Genomic DNA, 20,599 nt, shown 5'->3' on the forward strand with positions numbered 1-20,599 from the left:
GCGTGCAGCAACACTGACTTTGGGACGGGGTTCTTCATGGATACACACAATGCCGCGAGCGCTCCGGGCACCGATGTTTGCCGGGCTGAAATCATCCAGTTGCTGACGCAGCGCTTTGCGGCTCCCGGTGTTTATGAAACCGCTATTGCACCGCTGCACGTTATCCGCTGCGACGCGCCGTCCGAGCTGATTCATGCGCTGCATCGGCCAGCCCTTTGCGTGATCGTTCAAGGTCGCAAGGAGGTTGCGCTGGGCGATGAGCAGTATGTGTACGACCCGCTCAGCTATCTGGTCGTCGCGGTGACTGTGCCGGTCGCCGGGCGCGTGCTTGAAGCGAGTGGCGAAGCTCCCTATCTGTGTATTCGTGTGGATTTCGAGCCTGCGCACATCGCCCAACTCATTGCGGAGGCCCCCCTGAACGGCGTTCCGGACGAGCCGCAGCGGGGCCTGTTTCTTGAGCCGATGGATCAGCCATTGCTGGAGACGGTGTTGAGGCTGGTGCGCCTGCTCGACACCCCTCGCGACATCGGCATGCTCGCGCCCCTTGCACTTAGGGAGCTCTACTACCGGCTGCTACGCGGCAACAATGGGCGGCGACTCTACGAAATCGCGGTCGGGGATTCGCAGACGCATCGCGTTACGCGGGCGGTCGACTGGCTGAACAGTCATTACACCGAGCCGCTGCGCATCGACGAGCTGGCGCGCATGGCCAACCTGGGGAATTCGACGCTGCACCACCGATTCAAGGCGTTGACGGCCATGAGCCCGTTGCAGTATCAGAAAAAGCTGCGCCTGCAAGAAGCTCGACGGCTGATCATCAATGAAGGCCTGGACGCCTCCAGCGCCTGCTATCGCGTCGGCTATGAAAGCCCTTCGCAATTCAGCAGGGAGTACAGCCGCCAGTTTGGCTGCCCGCCCTCAACAGATCTCAGTAGAGTGCGGCAGATCGGCTGACCTCCCCGTCCGGCATCAGCGACCGGGCGCGGCCAACCGCGCATATTGGTCCTGACTGATCCACCCGGTAAACGAGCGATCATTGGCACTGATGAACTCGACCTGAGCCGCGCCATCCTTGAATGCCAGAACCCCGACTACGTCATCCTTGACGATATAAGCGCCTCGGGTGGCCTTGGCATTCGGCGTTTTCTGCAGCCAGGCCTTGTCCGCGGTGACGGTCACCAGACCGACCCACTGTTTGCTGGCGGTCCGGGTCAGATCCATGCCGGTGACGATGTCCGGTACCAACACGTTCATACAGCCAGGATGCTGCTGGCCTTGCTCTATCGTCAGAACCACGCCATCAGCCGAGGCCTTTAGTGTTCCTGGGTAGACGTCATCAAGCCAGGACGACACCGCTGCGCCCTTCCCGGCCTCGACCTTGCCTTGCAGATAGAACGCACAGCTGAATGCCTCGCCGCGCGTCTCCGAGTAATAACCCTCGACTTGATGATCAGGCGTCACGGCCAGCATCAACTGCTCGTATTTGCCGGAATGCAGTGCCGAGTCCTGAGCGAAAACCGACGTGCCAACACACAGCAATAGAGTTGCGGCCAGAGACCAGCGAGTAAGGGGACGTTTGTCAGTCATGCTTCCATCCATAGAACGTTCGAGTAGCCGGGAAGAGTGGCCAGTCCATGACTGGCGCGCCGAGTCGTTAGCGTATTTCGGCGCGCAACTGTATCACTGAAATCAGGGGCGATTCATGGCTGCGACGCGAAGGCCAGTACACGTTTGAGCATCTCGTCACAGGCGTCAAGTTGCGCGACGCTGATGAACTCGTCCGGCTTGTGTCCCTGCTCCATGCTGCCCGGCCCGCAGACCACAGCCGGAATGCCTGACTGGTCGAACAACCCGCCTTCGGTTCCGAACGCCACTGTGCCAAACGCTCGGGAGCCACAGAATCCGGCAATCAATTCTGCCGCATGGCTGTGCTGGGGAATATCCAGTCCCGGATAGCTCGACAATTCAGTGAAGCGAATCTCGCTCCGGGCACTGACCGCCTGCATGGCCGGCAACAGTTTTTGCGCGGCGTAGGCGTGCATGGCAGTGACGATCTGCTGCGGGTCCAGGGTGGGGAGCGCACGCACTTCGAAATCGAAACGGCACTGCTCGGGCACGATGTTCAAGGCCGTGCCGCCGCTGATTACGCCGGTCTGAATGGTCGAAAACGGCGGATCAAAGCGCTCGTCAAGGGCATCAGTTGCCCGTAATGCTTCGCCCAGGCGACCCAGTTCACCGATCAACTGCGCCGCATACTCAATGGCGTTGACGCCACTGGGCGCGTGGGCCGAGTGGCAGGCAGCACCCTGTACATCGCAGCGCACCGCGACCTTGCCTTTGTGGCCGAGTACCGGCTTCAGCTCCGTGGGTTCGCCAATCACGCATAGCATCGGCTTCACCGGCCGCGACCGCAGCGATGCCAGTAACGAGCGTACGCCCAGGCAACCCACTTCCTCGTCGTAGGACAGCGCGATATGCACCGGCATGTGCAGCGATGCCTGGGTCAGCGCCGGAACCAGCGCCAGCACGCAGGCAATGTAGCCTTTCATGTCCGCAGTGCCACGGCCGTAGAGTTTGCCATCCGCTTCGCTCAGTTCGAACGGCGGGAACGTCCATGGCTGGCCGTCGACCGGCACCACATCAGTGTGGCCGGACAATACGATGCCTGGCACGTCAGCCGGGCCGATGGTGGCGAACAGATTGGCCTTGGTTTTCTGCGCGTTGTAGATCAACTCGCAGGAGACGCCGAAGCGCTCGAGGTATTCACCCACAAAGTCGATCAGGGCCAGATTCGATTCGCGACTGGTGGTGTCGAAGGCCACCAGCCGCGCCAACAGCTCGCGGCTGGAGCTCATCGCTCGTCTCCCGGTACGCCGTAGCCTGGTGCGCCAGCCGGGTTCAGCGCGCGGTCGAGGTAATCCTGCATTTGCGGCTGGTAGGCCTGCCAAAGACTTTTCAGCTCGCCTAGCGGGTCGTGCTCGGCCCAGTCGACGCGCAGATCGACGATGGGCCAGGACTGCTCGCCCACGACTTTCAGCGCCGCCGAATGGACCGGCCCTGCTTCGCCGCCTGCTGCCAGACCGGCCTGCATCGCCTGTAACAAACGCTCGGCCAGGTGCCCGGTTGCCTGCTCGAAGCACTGAATCATCGCGTCGATGACGGCTTGGCTCGCCAGCATGTTGCCAGCCACCACGCACTGATCGCCGCTGCCCGCGTTGTTGATGCCCAGTGTTTCGCTGCCGCTGAAATGCGAGACTCGCCCCTGATGATCAATCGCCGTGATCTGCCGATACTCGCTGAACGGGCTGGCGTTCATGACTTGGTCCAGCGCTTGAGAGGCAGACATGCCCTGCTCCATCAGGTCCAGCGTTTGCGGTCCCAGGGCCGGCAGTGTGATGTTCTGCGACGACACCGCGCCGACACCCGCACGCAGCCAGGGGCAACGCGCGCCTACGGCAATGCTCGACGAGCTGATGGCAATGCCCAGCTGGCCGGTTTTGGCACAGCGGGCGGCAATGGAAAAAGTCATGGGCAACAGTCCTTATTCAGGGATCACGGCGATCACGTCGATTTCCATCAGCCATTGCGGCTGCCCCAGCGCCGACACCACCAGCCCGGTGGAGATCGGGAACACGCCTTTCAGCCACTTGCCCACTTCGTGATAGACCGGCTCGCGGTAGCGCGGGTCGGTGATGTAAGTGGTGGTCTTGACGATGTGCGACAGGTCACTGCCCGCCTCTTCGAGCAATTGTTTGACGTTTTTCATCGCCTGCTGCGCCTGTGCAGCCGGATCACCGAGGCCGACCAGATTGCCATCGAAATCGGTGCCGACCTGGCCCCTGACGTACACGGTATTGCCCGCGCGCACCGCCTGACACAGGTCGTTGTTCAGGCTTTGATTGGGGTAGGTGTCCTTGGTGTTGAACATGCGGATACGAGTATGAGTCGGCGTAGTCATGGGTAACTCCTGTGGGCATTGAGCGCGATGATCAACCGTTGACGTTGCGCAACGGCACGACGGGGGCCGCACGTTTGCCGGCGTCATAGGAACGGTATTTGTGCTGCGTGGCGATCTGATCGGCGACGTGTTTGGCGTCGTGCCATACGCCCCAGATAAACGCGGAGCCGCGGCGTGACAGCCATGGCAGGCCGACGAAGTACAGGCCTTGCTCGCAGGACACGCCACGCTGGTGACGAGGTTTGCCTTTGCTGTCGAAGGCATCGACCTGCAGCCAGCTGTAATCCAGGGCATAGCCGGTGGCCCAGATGATCGACGTAACGCCTGACTCGATCAGGTCCAGCTCGCTGAGCGGATGGGTGATGCATGGCGCATCCGCCACCCGTTCACGGGCCGACGGCTCCAGCGGCAGGTCCAGGCCGTTGCGTGCGGCGTAGGCATCAGCGGCATCGAGCAGCGACAGGTAGTTCGCGTCGCCACTGTCGAGGTTGCTCACCAGATCGTTCTGGAAGTGCACCTTGTTGCCGACGAAGCTTTCGGTCAGGCCCACGAGGTTCATTCCGGCCTGAGCCAGCCGGCGGAAATCGACCGTGTAGCCGCCCCTTGCACCACTGACCGCGATGGTCACGTGTTCCTTGCCGGGCTGCATGGTTTCGCTGTCCCACAACCCCAGCACACCCATCCACCAGCAGAAATCCCGGCCGCGATAGGCGCGCGGCGGACGGTCGTGAGGGCCGACCGACAAGTACACTTTGCGCCCCGAGAGCAGCAGCTCCTCGGCGATTTGCACACCCGAGGAACCAGCGCCGACCACCAGTACGCCGCCCTCGGGCAGTTGTTGCGGATTGAAATAGTGCGCCGAGTGGATCTGATGAAGCGCCTCGTTAACCGGCGCAATCGGCGGGATGACCGGTTTCTGGAACGGCCCTGTCGCCGAGACCAGATGATTGACCACATAGGTGCCGGCACTGGTTTCGACGGTAAAGCCTGCACGCCCGGTATTGCGGGTAACGCGCTTGACCTCGACGCCGGTCTTGATCGGCGCATTGAATTTGCGGGCATAGCGCTCGAAGTACTCGGCCACTTGCTCCTTGCCCGCGAACCCGTCCTGATCCATGGCGAATTCAAGGCCGGGAAACCGGTCATGCCAGGCCGGACCGTTGGCTACCAGCGAGTCCCAGCGGCCACTGCGCCACGCCTCGGCAACGCGGTGTTTTTCAAGCACCAGGTGCTCGATGCCAAGACGGCTCAGGTGTTCGCTGTTGGCCACTCCGGCCTGTCCTGCACCTACGACGAGCGTATCGATTTCTATGATTTTTTCTGTCATCTCGGCATCCCTCGACAGGTGGCTTACGACCTGTTGGACGTAATGAAAAGTGTTGAAACGTCGATGCGCGGGCGCAAAAAGCCCTACGCCATCCGCAGACGCGCATCCAGTCAGTAGCAGGGGCGATCAGTCGACCAAAGAGGGGTCAGCCTGAATCATCAGCAGTTTCATTTCCTCGAAGTGCTGATGAGAGAAATCCGTAATCTTCTGCCAGTCACGGGCGGTCTTCTCGGCGACATCGTCCGCCAGCACCTTGAGCGGCTGGCCGGTGGACCAGGCCGTCACCAGAATCTGGCAAGCGCGCTCCAGGGTCCAGATGTCATCGAAGGCTTCGCCAACGGTGGGCGCGGTGACGATCACGCCGTGGTTGCCCATCAACAAGCGGCTCTTTTCCTCCAGCAAACCGGCCAGTCGAGCGCCCTCGGCGGTCGTGTCGGCCATGCCGCCGTAAAGCTCGTCTACCGCGATGCGGTTGAAGTAGCGCGCAGTGTTCTGATCGATGGGCGGAATATGCGGCTTGGCCAGGCACGCCACGGCTGTGGTGTAGACCGGGTGCAAGTGCAGCACCACGCGCGCATCGGGCAGACGCTGGTGGACCTGGCCGTGAATGGACCATGCCGTCGCATCGACATCGGGGCGATGCGCCGCGTCGGCATCATCGGCGTCGAGCAGCAACAGATTGCTGGCACGTATGCGTGAAAAATGTTTCCACTTCGGGTTGAGCAAAAACTGTTTGCCATCCGCCGAAATGGCCGCGCTGAAGTGGTTGGCGACCGCTTCATGCATACCCAGATGGGCGATGATGCGGAACGTCGCGGCCAGGTCTATGCGCGTCTGCTCTTCGAAATTAAGGGCCATGCTAATTGCTCTCCGGTCGAGCGTGCCTGCCGAACCTGCCAGGCACGTCCTTTGGTTGTCAGGGCTTGGGCATCAGGGCGGCGATGTCATCGGCTGTCGGTGCCTGGAACTTGTATTTCTCCAGCAACGCGGCGTATTCCGGGGTCTTGCTGTACTTCTCAAGGCCGTCTTCCAGGGCCTTGCGGACCTCGTCGTTGCCCTTCTTCACGCCAAAGCCGTTGAGCACCGGGTAAATCAGGGTTTCGGAAGAAATCACCACCCGGCTACCCAGTTTTTCGACCACGCCGCGTGCGACGGCTGCGTCAGTGATCTGCGCTTCGACGGCATGGGCCAGCATGGCCTGGGTGGTCTGTGGGTCGGTGCCGTACTCGCTGATGGCGATTGGTTGCAGGCCGTTCTTCACGCAGTAGTCGGTCGAAAGTTTCTGCAGTTGTTGCAGCCAGGAAGTGGCCGCCATGGAGCCGATCTTGTGGCCACAGAAGTCCTCTGGCGTCTTGGGCTGATAGTCGCTGCCCTTGACCGACAGAATCGCCTCGCCGCTTTTCAGGTAAGGAATCATGTCGATGACTTTCAGGCGGTCGGCGGTGATGTACATCGACGAGTTGGTGATGTCGAAACGTCCGCCCTGCAGCCCGCCGATCAGATTGGGAAAGCGCGTGTCGATGTTCTCGGCCTTGAGCCCCATGACCTTTGCCAGGCCGTCGAGAAACTCGATGTCGAAACCGGCGGGACGGTTCTTGTCCATGTATTCATAGGGGAAGAACGTCATGTCCGAGCCGGCGATGATCTTGCCGGGCTGCTGGAAAGCCGAAGCGGCAGACGAGGACATGGCAACCACCGCGCCCAGCAAAGCCAGGGCTACGGGACGAACAATCAGAGCTGACAGCTTCATAGGTATTCCTCGTGGAGTCATGGAGATCAGGCAACGGCGGCGTCTTTTCCGGCTTGCTGCACGAAAAATGAAGCACCCTTGGGTTTCTGCGGCAGGCGGATATGGTTCTCGGTGCTGCGTACCAGACCGCTCTCCTGGCCAGCGACCATCAACCCGGCATGCTCGCTGGGCAAGGGGTTCTCACCGAACGGCAATGCGTCTTCAGCCGCATAGACGCTGATGAACAGCGTGCGCGGGAACTCGGTTTCGTTGGGGCTTGAAGCATGCAGCAGGCGTGTGTGCATGAAGCACACCGAGCCCGACGGGCCATAGCAGGCGACCGGTTGCTGGCAATGCTGTTCAACCACCGCATCTTCCACGGCACCGGTGAAACGCTCGTTCTGCCAATGCGACCAAAGCGCCTGCTTATGGCTGCCAGGCGCCACGTTCAGCGGGCCGTTTTCGGGGGTCACATCGCTGATCATCAGCAACGCGGTAACCAGGTCATCATTGCTGTGCGGTGTGAAGAGGAAGTCCTGATGCCACTTAACCTGAGTCGCGGTGTGCGGCAGCTTGGAGTTGATCTTGCTGTGATGAAAACGGGTGCCATTGCCGCCGATCAGCTGCGCCGCGATGGCTGCCATCCGTGACTGGAATGCCGCGTGCTGGTAGGCCGGCGAGATCTCCGTGGGCGAAGCCACGCGGCGCAGCGACGGGTGATCCGGCCGATGATCGCTTTCGATGTCGAAGCGCGGACGCCCGTCCTGAGTCTGCCCCCAGGCCTGACTCTGACTGCGGCTGTCGTCGACCCAATGGTCGAAGTCCTGCTGAAGCGCTGCCACTTCATCGGCTGCCAGCACGCCCTCCACTACCAGAAAACCCTGCTCGTGAAACTGGTCAATCTGCCATTGCTCGATCATGTTCTTCTCCTCTTCAACAAGGCCTCAGGCCAGTGAGACATCTTTAAGAAAGGCTTCAACGCGGGGGTGCTGGCCGTCGCGTAGCGTCTGGGGTTTGTCATCGCAGATCACGCGTCCCTTCTCCATAAAGACGATGCGGTCAGAGACCTTGAAGGCGAAGTTCATTTCATGGGTCACGATGACCATCGTGATGCCTTCCTGGGCCAGGGTTTCAATGACCTGCAACACCTCGTTGACCTTCTCCGGGTCAAGCGCCGAGGTGGGCTCGTCGAACAGCATGATTTGCGGGCGCATCATCAGGGCGCGAGCGATGGCGACACGTTGCTGCTGGCCACCCGACAACTGATGCGGGTATTTCCAGGCGTGCTCCAGCATCCCGACCTTGTTCAGCAATTCGTAGGCCTGCTGCTTGAGCTCGGGGACCGGCGCCAGGCGGTGATAACGCGGGGCCAGCAGCAGGTTGTTCAACACCGTCAGGTGCGGAAACAGGTTGAAGCTCTGAAACACCATGCCGATGTTCAGGCGGTAGGCGGCGTTCTCCACGTAACGCGGCTTTTGCGCGCCCTGGCGAACCAGGTGAATGAATGGCTGGCCGTTGATCTTGATGTCGCCGTTGTCGATCTGCTCAAGGCCATTGAGCAGCCGGATCAGCGTGGTTTTGCCCGAGCCTGATGGGCCGATCACCGACACCACCTCGCCGGAATTGATCTGCAGGCTGACCGCACCGAGTACTTCGATGTCGTTGTACGCCTTGTGCAGTCGCGTCGCTTGCAGTGCCGGCCCTTCGAAGTCGATGACAGGACGAGCGACAACCGCCGATTTGCGGCTGGCCAGCTCAAGCATTTCGGCGTCCGGCGTGCGGGTCACCTTGTGCTGCGTGACGTCCAGATAGCGCTCCAGGCGTTTGAGCAGGAAGTCGAATACGGTCACGATCAGCACGTAATAGAACGCCACGGCCGCCATGGTTTCCATCACCAGAAAGTTCTGCGAATACAGGCGCTGACCGACCATCAGGATCTCGGTCAGCGAGATCACTGAAACCAGTGAACTGAGTTTGACGATGGAGATGTATTCGTTGGTCAGCGACGGCAGCGCCACACGCAGCGCCTGCGGGATCACGATCCGCCATTGCGTGCCCACGAAACGCAGGCCCAGTGCCCGGGCAGCTTCGGTCTGGCCCTTGGCGATGGACAGCAGGCCGCCGCGATGAATTTCCGCGACGTAGGCCGTTTCGCACATCACCATGGCAATCAGGCCGGCCCAGAACGGATTGGCCAGCACCGCCGAGGTAGCGGGTACTGCCTGTGGCAAGTTGTAGACAAAGATCAGCAGTACCAGTAACGGTAAACTGCGAAATAACCAGATATAGGCTTTGGCCGGCAAGTTGATCAGCGGCAAAGATGATTGTTTGGCCAGCGCGAGAACAAAACCCAGAACAATACTGATGACCCAGGTCAGTACACTGAGTTGAATGACCGTCCAGGTGGCCATCCAGAATTCCGTATCGCTGAACAGGCCAAACATGTATTTCCAATCAAACGTCATTGTCGGCTCGCTCGGCAAATTGAATAGTGATGGGCGACGTCCTGTTGAAGTTGAAACGGGACGCTGTCCGTTTGCCCTTCTGAAGCCATCATGATTGATGCCAGGTCCGGCAGCCAAATAGTAAGTTTTAGCCCGCAGCATAGGAAAATCCTAAGCAGAGATGCCTGTATTCATCTTCAGGGTGGCAGCGCGTTAAAAAGGCTTAGTGATGCTTTAGTGTCACACCGAGTGGATTGCACACTTTTAGGGCGATTGAATAAAGACGCCGCGATAATCGCTCGTAATAGGTGCGCCGCCCGCATTTGCGGGCTTGTCTGGCAAGCGCCTATTATTTAGGGATGCTGCTGAATGACCATGGCCAGCGGCGGGCTCGACTAATACCGCAAGACGCGAGCGGCTGGCACGCTCCTCGCTAAGCATAGGTAAAAGCTATTCAAGTGCAGCCGTCCAGGGTCTGCTCAGCACGAGGTAACACGTGGCTCACTTCACCTTGAAACAGCTCAAGTATTTCGTGACAGCGGTCGAAATGGACAGCATTGCCGAGGCCTCGCGACAGCTGCATATTTCGCAGCCGTCTATTTCCGTCGCCATCAAAAACCTCGAAGAAGCCTTCAATCAGCCGCTGTTTGTCCGTCACCACGCTCAAGGTGTTTCGCTAACTTCCGGTGGCGGGAAAGTGTATGAGAAAGCCAAAGAGTTGCTGCGACTTTCCGAAGAGCTCGAACAAAACTCCCGGGCTGAAAACAAACATGTTTCCGGCACTATCGCCATTGGCTGTTTTGAATCGGCCGCCCCGCTTTACATGCCCAGACTGGTGGCCGGTTTCAAGCGCTTATACCCGGACGTCACCATTCAGCTCTATGACGGCGAGCAACATGAACTGATGCACGGGCTGCACCGTGGGCGCTTCGATCTGGCGTTTCTGTACGACCTGGAACTGGGAACCACGATCAACAAGGAGGAATTGAATGCACCGCACAAGCCCTATGCGCTGCTGCCGGCAGCCCACCCTCTGGCGAAGAAAAAAACCGTGACCTTGCTGGAGCTGAGCCACGAACCGATGATCCTGCTCGACGCCGTACCCAGCAGGACCTACTTCATCGATATCTTCACGGAAAAGGGCTACGCGCCGGTGGTCGCGTACAGTTCACCATCGATCGAAATGGTGCGCTGTATGGTCGGCCAGGGGCTGGGGTTTTCGGTGCTGGTCACTCGCCCCAGAACCAACATGACCTACGACGGTGAGCTGCTGGTGCAGCTCGATATCGAAGACGACATGCCCGCCTCCACCCTGGTCATGGCCTACCTGCGCAACAACCAGCCAACCCGTGCGACACGCCTGTTCATGGATTATTGCCGGACCATCGAGCTGGCACCGCCTGCAGCCTGAAGGCGCTTGCGAAGCGTGCAACGAATGCTGGCTGAGCCTGCAACTTACTCACCACTTGGGCAAGACAGAAATGGAAAAGGCCGTTCAGATTCGCGAGCAGGTCAGGTGCCTGGCTCGCTATGCATGACAATGTTCAGCGCTGCAGCGCACTGACAGCAAAACAAGGAAAGCTTATTCGGCTTTTTCAGTCCCTGCCGCCCCGCCAGCCTTCTCTTCCAGCTCGGCCATCTTGGTCTCCAGCGCTTCCAGACGGGCGCGGGTGCGGGCGAGGACGGCCATCTGGCTGTCGAACTCTTCACGGCTGACCAGATCCAGTTTGCTGAAGCCGCTTTGCAGCAGGGCCTTGAACTGGGTTTCGAATTCGCTGCGCGGCACAGGCGTTTCGCCATTGAACAGGCGAGAGGCGTGGCCGCTGAGAGCGTCAAGAAAGGCTTTGGGCGCGAGCATGGTGATTTTCCTGAATCAGAGGGCGGCAGTGTAACACGCAGTGTCTATAGTCACTTCCAGGTGCGCGATGCACGCTTATGGAGCGCTATGACGGGCACATGAGCACCATTGCTGTGCATTCGCTCCTTGATGGACCCTGCAAGGTCGTGCAAAACCAGCCCAAGAGCCTGTATTCAATGAATATTCGCGAGATGGCAAGCTTTCTGCTTAGTGGCTTATGACCCATGCACTGATGCAGTCGCTGTGACGAATGCAGTGCGGCAGGCGGAGCGGGGAAGTGTTTCGTCAGAAGCGGTTTTCTGGAGTTGGTCTGGCCTGATCAGGCGGCCAGCACGTTACAAAGCCAGACACTGCGCTTAGACTTGAGTCGGGTTTGTTTTCCTGGGGCAAGTCCACCAAATTCGGGAGAAAGTTTTCATGAAGCTAGTCACTGCCATCATCAAGCCGTTCAAACTGGATGACGTGCGCGAGTCGTTGTCTGAAATCGGCGTGCAGGGCATCACCGTCACTGAAGTCAAAGGCTTCGGGCGTCAGAAGGGTCACACTGAGCTTTATCGCGGTGCTGAATACGTCGTCGACTTCCTTCCCAAAGTGAAGATCGATGTCGCCATCGATGACAAGGATCTGGATCGTGTCATCGAAGCCATAACCAAGGCTGCCAACACTGGCAAGATCGGTGACGGCAAGATTTTCGTGGTCAATCTGGAACAGGCCATCCGCATCCGTACCGGCGAGACCGATACAGACGCTATTTAAGCCGCCAAACCCAACGCCCCAGGAGAAAACAATATGACTCTGCGTCAATTCGCAGGGCTCGGTGCCCTGTTGTCCCTCGCATTACCTGGTCTTGCCCTGGCGGCTGACCCAGTGGCCGAGCCGGTGCTGAACTCTGGCGACACTGCATGGATGCTGACCTCGACCGCTCTGGTCCTGTTCATGACCATCCCCGGTCTCGCGCTGTTCTACGGCGGCATGGTTCGTTCCAAGAACATTCTGTCGGTGATGATGCAGTGCTTCGCCATCACCGGCCTGATCAGCATCCTGTGGGTCGTCTACGGCTACAGCATCGCGTTTGACACAACCGGCATGGAAGCGGGCGTCGTCAACTTCAATTCCTTCTTTGGCGGTATGGGTAAAGCGTTCCTGGCAGGCATCACGCCGGCAAGCATTACCGGTCCTGCTGCGTTGTTCCCTGAGGCGGTGTTCGTCACCTTCCAGATGACCTTCGCAATCATCACCCCTGCCCTGATTGTCGGCGCTTTCGCAGAACGCATGAAGTTCTCCGCGATGCTGGTGTTCATGGGTATCTGGTTCACTCTGGTCTACGCGCCAATCGCCCACATGGTCTGGGGCGGCGTCGGTGGTTTGCTGTGGGACTGGGGCGTTCTGGACTTCGCTGGCGGCACCGTCGTACACATCAACGCCGGTATAGCCGGTCTGGTGGCCTGCCTGGTACTGGGCAAGCGCAAAGGCTTCCCGACCACGCCGATGGCACCGCACAACCTGGGTTACACCCTGATCGGCGCAGCGATGCTCTGGGTCGGCTGGTTCGGCTTCAACGCCGGCTCCGCGGCTGCAGCCAACGGCACTGCCGGTATGGCCATGCTGGTTACTCAAATCGCTACCGCGGCTGCCGCACTGGGCTGGATGTTCGCCGAGTGGCTGACTCACGGTAAGCCAAGTGCTCTGGGTATCGCTTCGGGCGTGGTTGCCGGTCTGGTTGCCATTACCCCTGCCGCCGGTACCGTTGGCCCGATGGGCGCTTTGATCATCGGTCTGGCAGCGGGCGTGATCTGCTTCTTCTGCGCAACCAGCCTCAAGCGCAAGCTGGGCTACGACGACTCCCTGGATGCGTTCGGCGTTCACGGCATCGGCGGTATCGTCGGCGCGATCCTGACCGGCGTGTTCGCAGCACCTGCACTGGGCGGTTTCGGCACCGTGACTGACATCGGTGCTCAGGTCTGGATTCAGTTCAAGGGCGTTGCGTTCACCGTTGTCTACACCGCAATCGTGACCTTCATCATCCTCAAGGTGCTGGATGCGGTCATGGGGCTGCGCGTCACCGACGAGGAAGAGTCTGTCGGTCTGGACCTTGCGCAACACAACGAGCGTGGCTACAACTTGTAAGCTTCGGCCTACGCAAAAAAGAATGCCCGGTCTCCGGGCATTTTTTTGTCTGACGTTTGTGGATATACCGCCGCTTTTTGCTGTCATTGATCTTGCCCGTGTCAATGATTTCGGCACCGTGACGCAGCGCAGGTAACGAGGTTGCGACAGTCTTCGTCAACTTGCAGGGAAGCCGGTTTATTGCGCGCTTTGCTTTTTTCTCAGTCGAGTTAGAATGCGCGCCGAAGGTGCGGAGAACGGTATGTGGCATCAATCCAGGATTGCCTTGCGGGCCAGGCCCCGCGGGTTCCATCTGGTGACTGACGAGATAGTCGCGGGTTTGCCCGCATTACGCGATTGTCGTGTCGGTCTACTGCATGTATGGCTGCAACATACCTCGGCTTCGTTGACCGTCAACGAAAATGCCGATCCGGCGGTACGTCGCGACTTTGAGCGTTTTTTCAACCGTCTGGTGCCCCAGGGCGTGGACGGCTACGAACATGACGACGAAGGCCCTGATGACTTGCCAGCGCATTTCAAGGCCAGTCTGCTGGGCTGCCAGTTGCTGTTGCCGGTTACGGCTGGGCGACTGGCGCTGGGCACCTGGCAAGGTATTTACTTGGGCGAACATCGAGACGCTGGTGGATCTCGTAACGTCCTGGCCACCCTTCAGGGTGAGTAGACATCACCGCTGAGATCAGCGGTTGTTGAATTTTTCCGATCGCCTTAGCATTTCCGGGCGGTTGGGCTATAACTAATCAGCTTTCGCAAGTCATGAGGTACAACATGAGCGACGACGACGATATTAAGGATGATCTGGAAGACGATCTGGACGGCGAAGAAGACGATGGTCTCGCAGCTGCCTCACCGGAAGACGAAGCAGCCGAACCAGACGATTCCGACGTTCCGGCGGCACCCGCAAAAGGCAAGGCCAAGGCTGCTGTCTCGGTCGATGAACTGCCCAGCGTAGAAGCCAAGAACAAGGAACGTGATGCGCTGGCACGTGCCATGGAAGAATTCCTGGCGCGTGGCGGCAAGGTGCAGGAAGTGGAGGCCAACGTGGTCGCCGATCCGCCCAAGAAGCCTGACAACAAATACGGTAGCCGCCCTATCTGAGGCTGCATGGCTGTATGAGGAAAGCCCGCCGTCGCTGCGGGCTTTTCTATGCGCGCCTGTCAGTGCGCTTTCAGGCCCAGCGCGCCAGCACCTCGGGCAGTTGCGACAGGTTGTGGATCTCGGCATCCGGCAGTCGATCCGCATCCCAGGCCTTGCCCTGCGGGTTGTACCAGATGGCGCGCATGCCAGCCTGCTGGGCGCCTGCGATATCGTCCCTGGGGTGGTCGCCGACATGCACCGCCGAGCCGGCATCGACCCTTGCGCGGCGTAGCGCCTCCACGAACGGCGCCGGGTCAGGCTTGCCGATGCCCAGGTCCTCGGCGCACAGCGCGAAGGCAAAGTAGTCTGCCAGTCCCAAACGACGCACATCGGCATTGCCATTGGTAATCACGCCCAGCGTGAAGGTCTTGGCAAGAATTTCCAGCATCGGTTGCACCTCAGGGAAAATCTGCACCTGATGGCGGCCATGCAGGAAGACCTCAAAGCCCCGGTCGGCCAGGTCCTGTGCCACGTCAGGGTCGTAACCGGCATCTTCGAGTGCATGGAACAGCACGCGGCGGCGCAAGGCGCTGATGCGGTGCTTGAAGGACGGGTCTTCAGCCACGAGACGCGAGCGGATTTCCCACAGGTGCTCGACAGGAACCGCCCCCAGCCTGGGCGCGTGTTCGCCCAGCCAGTCACGCAATGTGACCTCGGCACCGGCAATGGCAGGAGCGGTGTCCCAGAGCGTGTCGTCAAGATCAAACGTCACCAGCTTAATCATCTGCAGCTCCTTTACGTTTGGCTCGGGGGTGGGCGCTGTCATAAACAGTAGCCAAATGCTGGAAATCCAGGTGCGTGTATATCTGCGTGGTCTTGATATCCGCATGACCCAGCAATTCCTGCACGGCGCGCAAGTCCTGTGACGATTCGAGCAGATGGCTGGCGAAGGAGTGACGCAGCATGTGCGGGTGCAGATTCTGCCCCAGCTCTCGCTTACCGGCCGCCTTGAGTCGCACCTGAATCGCGCGCGGGCCCAGGCGCCTGCCTTGCAGGCTGACAAATACCGCATCGTCCTGCGGATGGGTCAGGGCGCGTAACGGCAACCAGACTTCCAGTGCCTGACGCGCCTTGCTGCCCACAGGCAATACGCGGGTCTTGCTGCCCTTCCCCAGCACCTGCACCAGACCGTCGCGCAGGTCCAGTTGATCGAGGTTCAAGCCGGTCAGTTCGGACAATCGCAACCCTGATGAGTAAAGCAGCTCCAGAATGGCCTGATCACGGTGCGCCAGAAAATCATCTTCAACGCCGCCGTCCAGCAATTGTGCGGTGCGGTCGGTGTCCAGGGTCTTGGGCAGACGCCGCTCGCCCTTGGGCGGTGACAGGCCGTTTGCCGGGTCGTGCTGGCAGATGCCTTCGCGATTGAGGTACTTGTAGAAGCCGCGCACCGCCGACAGCATCCGCGCCAGGCTGCGCGAGGACTGGCCCTGCTGGTGCTGGCGGGCAGTGAAGCTGCGCAGGTGCTGGATATCGAGGTCACTCCAGCTCGACAACCGGGCCTTCTGGCAATACGCCAGAACCTTGCCCAGATCGCGCCGGTAGGCTTCCAGCGTGTGAGGTGACACCTGGCGCTCACTGCGCAGGTGCATGCAGTAGGCGTCCAGATGCTGTTCCATGGCTAGCGAACCGAGCGTAATGAGTGGGCGAAGCGCGGCAGCAGGCGGCTCAGCACGTCGGCGATATAGCTGAGAAACAGGGTGCCAACCGAGCTTTTGTAATGCTGCGGATCACGGCTGCCGATGGCCAGCACGCCATGCAGGCCCAGATGATTGAGGCTGGCGATGGCGGTCGAACCGACTTCCTTGCCCTGCTCTGCACCAAACAGAAACGCCAGTTCATGCTCACGCAGGGCGCCGCAGATGATCTTCTCGCCAATCAGGCCGCCGATGGCTTTCTGTGCTTCGGCACCGCTGACCCAGCGCCCCACGGGCATCGGGCTGTCGCTGAACAGGATCAGGCTGACGAAGGGCACCTGAAAGTCCTGACGCAGGCTGTCTTCGACGGCGATGACCAGCTCGTCCAGGCTGGTCGCATCCATCAGCGCGAGGTTCAGGCGTCGGGTCTTCTCGAACAGGCGGTCGTTGTCCCGTGCGACGTCCATCAATTGCGACAGGCGATGGCGCATTTCGATATTGCGCTCGCGCAGCAGCTTGAGCTGACGTTCGACCAGCGAAACGGTGTCGCCACGCTGGTGCGGGATGCGCATCGACACCAGCAGCTCGTCGTGCTCGGCGAAGAAGTCCGGGTGCTCGAGCAGGAAGGCGATGACCGCCTCTGCTTCAAGGTCTGGCGCTGCGCTATCGACAGGCGATTCGCAGGGGGTGCCTGTTGAAGCGGGAGGTTGATCGGTCATGGTACTTACTCACTCAAAGACGAACTTGGCCTTCATAAACCCTGACTGCGGGGCCGGTCATCATGACAGAATGTCCCGGCCCAGCCCATTCGATGGACAGGCGCCCTCCGGGCAGGTCGATCAGCAGTGGCGAATCCATCCAGCCCTGACTGATAGCAGCGACAGCCGCCGCACAGGCACCGGTTCCACACGCCTGGGTTTCCCCGGCGCCGCGTTCCCAGACACGCAACTGCGCCCGCTGACGGTCCACAACGTGGAGAAAGCCGACATTGACCCGGGCCGGAAAGCGCGGGTGATGCTCGATCTTCGGCCCCAGCTCATGCACCGGTGCGTTATTGATGTCATCGACCCGCAGCACGGCATGCGGATTGCCCATGGACACAGCCGCCATTTCGATACTCTGTCCGTCGACGTCAACGGTGTAACAGGTGGCCTGCTCCGCTGCTTCGAAAGGTATCTCTTCGGGGACAAACCTTGGCGGTCCCATGTCGACGCTGATCTGCCCGTCGCTGCGGATATCCAGTTCGATGATGCCGCTCTTGGTCTCGACGCGGATCTGCTTCTTGGCCGTCAGACGCTTGTCGAGTACAAAACGGGCAAAGCAGCGCGCGCCGTTGCCGCATTGTTCGACTTCGGAGCCGTCGGAATTGAAGATTCGATAGCGAAAGTCCACATCCGGGTTGTTCGGCGCCTCGACCAGCAAAAGCTGATCGAAACCGATACCGGTGTGGCGGTCGCCCCATTGTTTGGCGTGCTTGGGCAAGATATGCGCGTGCTGACTCACAAGGTCAAGGACCATGAAGTCGTTACCCAGCCCGTGCATCTTGGTAAAACGCAGCAGCATGGGGATTACTCCGGCAGCAGGCTTTCGCCAGCGAACAGCTCGGCCACGGTTTCGCGACGACGCACTTCAAAAGCCTGGGAACCGTCGACCAGCACCTCAGCGGCACGGCCACGGGTGTTGTAGTTTGAGCTCATGACGAAGCCATAGGCGCCGGCTGAATGAACGGCCAGCAGATCGCCCTCGGCCAGCGCCAGCTCGCGACCCTTGGCGAGGAAATCGCCGGTCTCGCAGATCGGCCCGACGATGTCGTACGCACGAGGTTCGCTGTCACGCGGACGCACCGCCGTGACATCCATCCAAGCCTGATACAGGGCAGGCCGGATCAGATCGTTCATCGCCGCATCGACGATGGCAAAATCCTTGTGCTCGGTGTGCTTGAGGTATTCGACACGGGTCAGCAGCGCGCCCGCGTTGGCGACGATGAAGCGTCCCGGCTCGAACAGCAGCCCCAGGTCGCGACCGGCCAGTCGCTCACGCACGGCCTTGATGTAGTCGGCCGCCAGCGGAGGTTCTTCGTCGCGATAACGTACGCCAAGGCCGCCACCCAGATCGATGTGGTGCAGATGAATGCCGCAGTCGCCCAGACGATCAACCAGGTCCAGCAGACGATCCAGTGCATCGATGAACGGTTCGAGCGTGGTCAGTTGCGAGCCGATATGGCAGTCGACCCCGATCACTTCGAGGTTCGGCAGTTGCGAAGCGCGAATGTACACGTCTTCAGCCGCTGCAATGGCGATGCCGAACTTGTTTTCCTTGAGGCCCGTGGAGATGTAAGGGTGAGTGCCCGCATCCACGTCCGGATTGACCCGCAGCGATATCGGCGCACGAACGTTGAATTCAGCGGCCACTTCCTGCAGGCGCTCCAGCTCGTCGGTGGATTCGACGTTGAAGCAATGCACGCCGACTTCAAGGGCGCGACGCATGTCTTCGCGGGTCTTGCCGACACCGGAAAAGACGATCTTTTCGGCTTTGCCACCTGCCGCCAGCACACGCTCCAGCTCGCCACGCGAGACGATGTCGAAACCGGCGCCGAGGCGCGCCAGGACATTGAGCACGCCCAGGTTGGAGTTGGCTTTGACGGCGAAGCAGACCATGTGCGGCATGCCGCTCAGCGCGTCGGCGTAGGCACGGTATTGCGCTTCGATGTGAGCGCGCGAGTAGACATAGGTCGGCGTGCCGAAGCGCTCGGCAATGGCAGACAATGCTACCCCTTCCGCGAACAGCTCACCGTCGCGGTAGTTGAAGGCGTCCATTGGAGTCCCTTAAAGGTGCTTGTGCGATTGCGATTTGGCTTGTTCGTCCGGGGTCTTGGTGTCATCCGGCAGATACAGCGGGCCTTTCTGGCCACAGGCTGTAACAAGACAAGCGACCGCGACAAGCGCAGCAAGCGAAGAGATCAGGCGCTTCATGGCGAAATCCTTTGTAAAAGCATTAATTGCGCCCGAGTATACCGACCACCCGGCACCTTGCCTATGCGAGCGGCGTCCCGTCTGGCGGGCCTTTGGCGTGAAAGCCGCAGCAGAGCGGTGGTTGATCGGATTAATACGATCGTGTGTTGCCAATGATGAGTAAGCTTTGCATTTGCCTGCCTGCGTCCGTATCTTGCCCCTCTGCGCTATTTGCAGACACTTATCGAGGTTCCCGCAATGAGTTTGACCGAAGCCCGTTTTCACGACCTCGTCGATGCGACGCAGCAGGTGCTGGAAGATGTTTTCGACGAGAGCGGCCTGGATGTCGATCTGGAAAACTCGGCCGGCGTCCTCACCGTCAAGTTCGAAAACGGCTCGCAACTGATCTTCAGTCGTCAGGAGCCGCTTCGTCAGCTGTGGCTGGCAGCCCGCTCCGGCGGCTTTCATTTCGATTATGACGAAGAGAACAGCCGTTGGGCATGCGACACCAGTGATGAGCTGCTCAGCGAAATGCTTGCGCGCATCACCCTTGAGCAAGCCGGCGTCGAACTGGATTTCGACGAGATCTGATCGTGAGCCAGTCCCCCGTTCGACCGCCCAAGCCGCTTTTCAGCAACGTCAGCCCGGCAGTAGCCTCTCCGTGTATCAGCCTGTGTCGGCTCGATGAGCAGAAGGTTTGCCTGGGGTGCTTCCGTCATGTCGAAGACATCCGCGAATGGCGCTCGGCCGATGACGACCGCCGCCGCCAGATTCGCCATGAGGCCGATCAGCGTCGAGCCCGCGCCGAGGTTGATCAGGCCGCAGGCTGAAACCGCGTCGGGTTGTGTATTTATTGCGCTGTGTTAGTGTCAGGCCATGCCTCTGCAGATCAGGAGGCTCGTCAAACCCCGCCAATTGGTGGGGTTTTGTTTTATCAGGGAGAATAAAGGAGTCTGCCCAGACCATGACCACAGCACCTTCGATCATCCTCACCCGACTCGATGTACAGCGTCTTGAGAGCTTTATCGCCAGCCAGGACGAAGACACGCCGGGTATCCAGGCGTTGCAGGCCGAACTGGACCGCGCCGACCAGGTGGTTGGCCACGATGAAGTGCCTGCGGGCGTTGTGACCATGAATTCGCGTGTGCATTGCCGCGAAGAAGTCAGCGGCAAGGACTACCACCTCACGCTGGTTTATCCACAGGATGCGGGCGCGGACGGCACCGTCTCGGTCCTGGCGCCAATGGGCTCGGCGCTGCTGGGCCTGCAAATCGGCCAACACATCGACTGGCCTGCACCGGGCGGCAAGACCCTGAAGCTGACCTTGCTGGCAGTGGAGTATCAGCCGGAAGCGGCGGGCGAGTACGAGTAATCGAAGGCGCCGCATCCGTAGAGCGCGTCCGCATCCAGGATGCGGACGCAGAGCGTGCGGAACGA

The 20,599-nt window shown here is 60.1% G+C and carries 25 protein-coding genes; 9 read left to right on the forward strand and 16 right to left on the reverse strand.

Annotated elements, in window-relative coordinates:
- Nucleotides 1-36: 36 nt before the first annotated feature.
- Nucleotides 37-954 carry an AraC family transcriptional regulator gene (locus tag LCH65_RS15635; RefSeq protein WP_226439600.1) on the forward strand — a complete coding sequence of 306 codons (918 nt, stop codon included), beginning with the start codon at nt 37-39 and terminating at the stop codon, nt 952-954.
- Nucleotides 955-969: 15 nt separating this feature from the next.
- Here LCH65_RS15635 and LCH65_RS15640 read toward each other — a convergent pair whose 3' ends face one another.
- The 9 genes from LCH65_RS15640 to LCH65_RS15680 form a co-directional block, all read right to left on the reverse strand.
- Complete coding sequence (locus LCH65_RS15640) at nt 970-1,587, reverse strand: hypothetical protein (RefSeq protein WP_058416112.1); 618 nt, start codon at nt 1,585-1,587, stop codon at nt 970-972.
- Between the two features lie 113 nt (nt 1,588-1,700).
- Nucleotides 1,701-2,855, reverse strand: coding sequence for an acetylornithine deacetylase (gene argE / locus LCH65_RS15645; RefSeq protein WP_226439601.1), 1,155 nt, complete (start codon nt 2,853-2,855; stop codon nt 1,701-1,703).
- On the reverse strand, nt 2,852-3,529 hold the full coding sequence (locus LCH65_RS15650) for a DUF1028 domain-containing protein (RefSeq protein WP_226439602.1): 678 nt from the start codon (nt 3,527-3,529) through the stop codon (nt 2,852-2,854). Before LCH65_RS15650 ends, argE begins: the two co-directional genes overlap by 4 nt.
- Nucleotides 3,530-3,541: 12 nt before the next feature.
- Nucleotides 3,542-3,958: a RidA family protein gene (locus tag LCH65_RS15655; RefSeq protein WP_003408344.1), complete on the reverse strand. Its 417-nt coding sequence runs from the start codon at nt 3,956-3,958 to the stop codon at nt 3,542-3,544.
- A 31-nt stretch (nt 3,959-3,989) separates the two neighbouring features.
- Nucleotides 3,990-5,285: an NAD(P)/FAD-dependent oxidoreductase gene (locus LCH65_RS15660; protein ID WP_226439603.1), complete on the reverse strand. Its 1,296-nt coding sequence runs from the start codon at nt 5,283-5,285 to the stop codon at nt 3,990-3,992.
- Between the two features lie 126 nt (nt 5,286-5,411).
- Entirely contained in the window at nt 5,412-6,143 is a 732-nt protein-coding gene (locus LCH65_RS15665) for a class II aldolase and adducin N-terminal domain-containing protein (protein WP_226439604.1), read from the reverse strand.
- Nucleotides 6,144-6,201: 58 nt separating this feature from the next.
- Nucleotides 6,202-7,035 (reverse strand): transporter substrate-binding domain-containing protein, encoded by an 834-nt coding sequence (locus tag LCH65_RS15670; RefSeq protein ID WP_003367532.1) that lies wholly within the window; start codon nt 7,033-7,035, stop codon nt 6,202-6,204.
- 26 nt (nt 7,036-7,061) lie between these two features.
- Nucleotides 7,062-7,934 (reverse strand): phytanoyl-CoA dioxygenase family protein, encoded by an 873-nt coding sequence (locus LCH65_RS15675; protein WP_072365203.1) that lies wholly within the window; start codon nt 7,932-7,934, stop codon nt 7,062-7,064.
- A gap of 24 nt (nt 7,935-7,958) precedes the next feature.
- Nucleotides 7,959-9,479 carry an amino acid ABC transporter permease/ATP-binding protein gene (locus LCH65_RS15680; RefSeq protein WP_072365205.1) on the reverse strand — a complete coding sequence of 507 codons (1,521 nt, stop codon included), beginning with the start codon at nt 9,477-9,479 and terminating at the stop codon, nt 7,959-7,961.
- Between the two features lie 526 nt (nt 9,480-10,005).
- Here LCH65_RS15680 and LCH65_RS15685 point away from each other — a divergent pair.
- Nucleotides 10,006-10,869, forward strand: a complete 864-nt coding sequence (locus LCH65_RS15685; protein ID WP_044310527.1) for a LysR family transcriptional regulator — start codon at nt 10,006-10,008, stop codon at nt 10,867-10,869.
- A gap of 171 nt (nt 10,870-11,040) precedes the next feature.
- Here the strand turns inward: LCH65_RS15685 and LCH65_RS15690 are convergent, their stop codons facing one another.
- A complete protein-coding gene (locus tag LCH65_RS15690) occupies nt 11,041-11,316 on the reverse strand; it encodes an accessory factor UbiK family protein (RefSeq protein WP_226439605.1) in 276 nt (91 codons plus the stop codon).
- 417 nt (nt 11,317-11,733) lie between these two features.
- On the opposite strand from LCH65_RS15690, the gene glnK reads away from it, so the two are divergent.
- The 4 genes from glnK (at nt 11,734) to sutA (ending at nt 14,538) form a co-directional block, all read left to right on the forward strand.
- Nucleotides 11,734-12,072, forward strand: a complete 339-nt coding sequence (glnK, locus tag LCH65_RS15695; RefSeq protein WP_002555808.1) for a P-II family nitrogen regulator — start codon at nt 11,734-11,736, stop codon at nt 12,070-12,072.
- A gap of 33 nt (nt 12,073-12,105) precedes the next feature.
- A complete protein-coding gene (locus LCH65_RS15700; protein ID WP_003435008.1) occupies nt 12,106-13,443 on the forward strand; it encodes an ammonium transporter in 1,338 nt (445 codons plus the stop codon).
- 241 nt (nt 13,444-13,684) lie between these two features.
- Nucleotides 13,685-14,104, forward strand: a complete 420-nt coding sequence (locus LCH65_RS15705; RefSeq protein WP_003367544.1) for a secondary thiamine-phosphate synthase enzyme YjbQ — start codon at nt 13,685-13,687, stop codon at nt 14,102-14,104.
- 104 nt (nt 14,105-14,208) lie between these two features.
- The gene (gene sutA / locus LCH65_RS15710) at nt 14,209-14,538 is read left to right on the forward strand and encodes a transcriptional regulator SutA (protein WP_003367546.1); all 330 of its coding nucleotides are present in this window, start codon (nt 14,209-14,211) and stop codon (nt 14,536-14,538) included.
- 70 nt (nt 14,539-14,608) lie between these two features.
- Here the strand turns inward: sutA and LCH65_RS15715 are convergent, their stop codons facing one another.
- The 6 genes from LCH65_RS15715 to LCH65_RS15740 are packed head-to-tail and all read right to left on the reverse strand — an operon-like array spanning nt 14,609 to nt 19,183.
- The gene (locus LCH65_RS15715) at nt 14,609-15,301 is read right to left on the reverse strand and encodes an HAD family hydrolase (protein WP_151342441.1); all 693 of its coding nucleotides are present in this window, start codon (nt 15,299-15,301) and stop codon (nt 14,609-14,611) included.
- Entirely contained in the window at nt 15,294-16,193 is a 900-nt protein-coding gene (gene xerC / locus LCH65_RS15720) for a tyrosine recombinase XerC (RefSeq protein WP_226439606.1), read from the reverse strand. The genes LCH65_RS15715 and xerC overlap by 8 nt, the downstream gene beginning before the upstream one ends.
- 2 nt (nt 16,194-16,195) lie before the next feature.
- Entirely contained in the window at nt 16,196-16,930 is a 735-nt protein-coding gene (locus LCH65_RS15725; protein WP_003367552.1) for a DUF484 family protein, read from the reverse strand.
- A gap of 13 nt (nt 16,931-16,943) precedes the next feature.
- On the reverse strand, nt 16,944-17,774 hold the full coding sequence (dapF, locus tag LCH65_RS15730; protein ID WP_044310515.1) for a diaminopimelate epimerase: 831 nt from the start codon (nt 17,772-17,774) through the stop codon (nt 16,944-16,946).
- 5 nt (nt 17,775-17,779) lie between these two features.
- Complete coding sequence (gene lysA, locus LCH65_RS15735) at nt 17,780-19,027, reverse strand: diaminopimelate decarboxylase (protein ID WP_226439607.1); 1,248 nt, start codon at nt 19,025-19,027, stop codon at nt 17,780-17,782.
- Nucleotides 19,028-19,036: 9 nt separating this feature from the next.
- Nucleotides 19,037-19,183, reverse strand: a complete 147-nt coding sequence (locus LCH65_RS15740) for a lipoprotein (RefSeq protein ID WP_002555817.1) — start codon at nt 19,181-19,183, stop codon at nt 19,037-19,039.
- A 237-nt stretch (nt 19,184-19,420) separates the two neighbouring features.
- Here LCH65_RS15740 and cyaY point away from each other — a divergent pair, with 237 nt between their 5' ends.
- The 3 genes from cyaY (at nt 19,421) to rnk (ending at nt 20,534) form a co-directional block, all read left to right on the forward strand.
- Nucleotides 19,421-19,753, forward strand: coding sequence for an iron donor protein CyaY (gene cyaY / locus LCH65_RS15745; protein ID WP_002555818.1), 333 nt, complete (start codon nt 19,421-19,423; stop codon nt 19,751-19,753).
- A 2-nt stretch (nt 19,754-19,755) separates the two neighbouring features.
- Complete coding sequence (locus LCH65_RS15750; RefSeq protein ID WP_003318094.1) at nt 19,756-19,992, forward strand: DUF1289 domain-containing protein; 237 nt, start codon at nt 19,756-19,758, stop codon at nt 19,990-19,992.
- A gap of 134 nt (nt 19,993-20,126) precedes the next feature.
- On the forward strand, nt 20,127-20,534 hold the full coding sequence (gene rnk, locus LCH65_RS15755; protein WP_044310514.1) for a nucleoside diphosphate kinase regulator: 408 nt from the start codon (nt 20,127-20,129) through the stop codon (nt 20,532-20,534).
- The last annotated feature ends 65 nt before the right edge of the window (nt 20,535-20,599 follow it).

Source organism: Pseudomonas sp. MWU16-30316 (assembly GCF_020515645.1).
Lineage (GTDB): Bacteria > Pseudomonadota > Gammaproteobacteria > Pseudomonadales > Pseudomonadaceae > Aquipseudomonas > Aquipseudomonas cerasi.

What these genes read in the sequence shown, in the direction of transcription:
- rnk (WP_044310514.1), top strand. Translation starts at nt 20,127, where the DNA reads ATGACCACAGCACCTTCGATCATCCTCACCCGACTCGATGTACAGCGT.
- dapF (WP_044310515.1), bottom strand. Translation starts at nt 17,774, where the DNA reads ATGCTGCTGCGTTTTACCAAGATGCACGGGCTGGGTAACGACTTCATG.
- sutA (WP_003367546.1), top strand. Translation starts at nt 14,209, where the DNA reads ATGAGCGACGACGACGATATTAAGGATGATCTGGAAGACGATCTGGAC.
- LCH65_RS15740 (WP_002555817.1), bottom strand. Translation starts at nt 19,183, where the DNA reads ATGAAGCGCCTGATCTCTTCGCTTGCTGCGCTTGTCGCGGTCGCTTGT.
- LCH65_RS15680 (WP_072365205.1), bottom strand. Translation starts at nt 9,479, where the DNA reads ATGACGTTTGATTGGAAATACATGTTTGGCCTGTTCAGCGATACGGAA.
- LCH65_RS15635 (WP_226439600.1), top strand. Translation starts at nt 37, where the DNA reads ATGGATACACACAATGCCGCGAGCGCTCCGGGCACCGATGTTTGCCGG.
- LCH65_RS15655 (WP_003408344.1), bottom strand. Translation starts at nt 3,958, where the DNA reads ATGACTACGCCGACTCATACTCGTATCCGCATGTTCAACACCAAGGAC.
- LCH65_RS15675 (WP_072365203.1), bottom strand. Translation starts at nt 7,934, where the DNA reads ATGATCGAGCAATGGCAGATTGACCAGTTTCACGAGCAGGGTTTTCTG.
- LCH65_RS15650 (WP_226439602.1), bottom strand. Translation starts at nt 3,529, where the DNA reads ATGACTTTTTCCATTGCCGCCCGCTGTGCCAAAACCGGCCAGCTGGGC.
- LCH65_RS15700 (WP_003435008.1), top strand. Translation starts at nt 12,106, where the DNA reads ATGACTCTGCGTCAATTCGCAGGGCTCGGTGCCCTGTTGTCCCTCGCA.
- glnK (WP_002555808.1), top strand. Translation starts at nt 11,734, where the DNA reads ATGAAGCTAGTCACTGCCATCATCAAGCCGTTCAAACTGGATGACGTG.
- xerC (WP_226439606.1), bottom strand. Translation starts at nt 16,193, where the DNA reads ATGGAACAGCATCTGGACGCCTACTGCATGCACCTGCGCAGTGAGCGC.
- LCH65_RS15705 (WP_003367544.1), top strand. Translation starts at nt 13,685, where the DNA reads ATGTGGCATCAATCCAGGATTGCCTTGCGGGCCAGGCCCCGCGGGTTC.
- LCH65_RS15725 (WP_003367552.1), bottom strand. Translation starts at nt 16,930, where the DNA reads ATGACCGATCAACCTCCCGCTTCAACAGGCACCCCCTGCGAATCGCCT.
- LCH65_RS15715 (WP_151342441.1), bottom strand. Translation starts at nt 15,301, where the DNA reads ATGATTAAGCTGGTGACGTTTGATCTTGACGACACGCTCTGGGACACC.
- LCH65_RS15690 (WP_226439605.1), bottom strand. Translation starts at nt 11,316, where the DNA reads ATGCTCGCGCCCAAAGCCTTTCTTGACGCTCTCAGCGGCCACGCCTCT.
- LCH65_RS15670 (WP_003367532.1), bottom strand. Translation starts at nt 7,035, where the DNA reads ATGAAGCTGTCAGCTCTGATTGTTCGTCCCGTAGCCCTGGCTTTGCTG.
- argE (WP_226439601.1), bottom strand. Translation starts at nt 2,855, where the DNA reads ATGAGCTCCAGCCGCGAGCTGTTGGCGCGGCTGGTGGCCTTCGACACC.
- lysA (WP_226439607.1), bottom strand. Translation starts at nt 19,027, where the DNA reads ATGGACGCCTTCAACTACCGCGACGGTGAGCTGTTCGCGGAAGGGGTA.
- LCH65_RS15685 (WP_044310527.1), top strand. Translation starts at nt 10,006, where the DNA reads ATGGACAGCATTGCCGAGGCCTCGCGACAGCTGCATATTTCGCAGCCG.
- LCH65_RS15660 (WP_226439603.1), bottom strand. Translation starts at nt 5,285, where the DNA reads ATGACAGAAAAAATCATAGAAATCGATACGCTCGTCGTAGGTGCAGGA.
- LCH65_RS15640 (WP_058416112.1), bottom strand. Translation starts at nt 1,587, where the DNA reads ATGACTGACAAACGTCCCCTTACTCGCTGGTCTCTGGCCGCAACTCTA.
- cyaY (WP_002555818.1), top strand. Translation starts at nt 19,421, where the DNA reads ATGAGTTTGACCGAAGCCCGTTTTCACGACCTCGTCGATGCGACGCAG.
- LCH65_RS15665 (WP_226439604.1), bottom strand. Translation starts at nt 6,143, where the DNA reads ATGGCCCTTAATTTCGAAGAGCAGACGCGCATAGACCTGGCCGCGACG.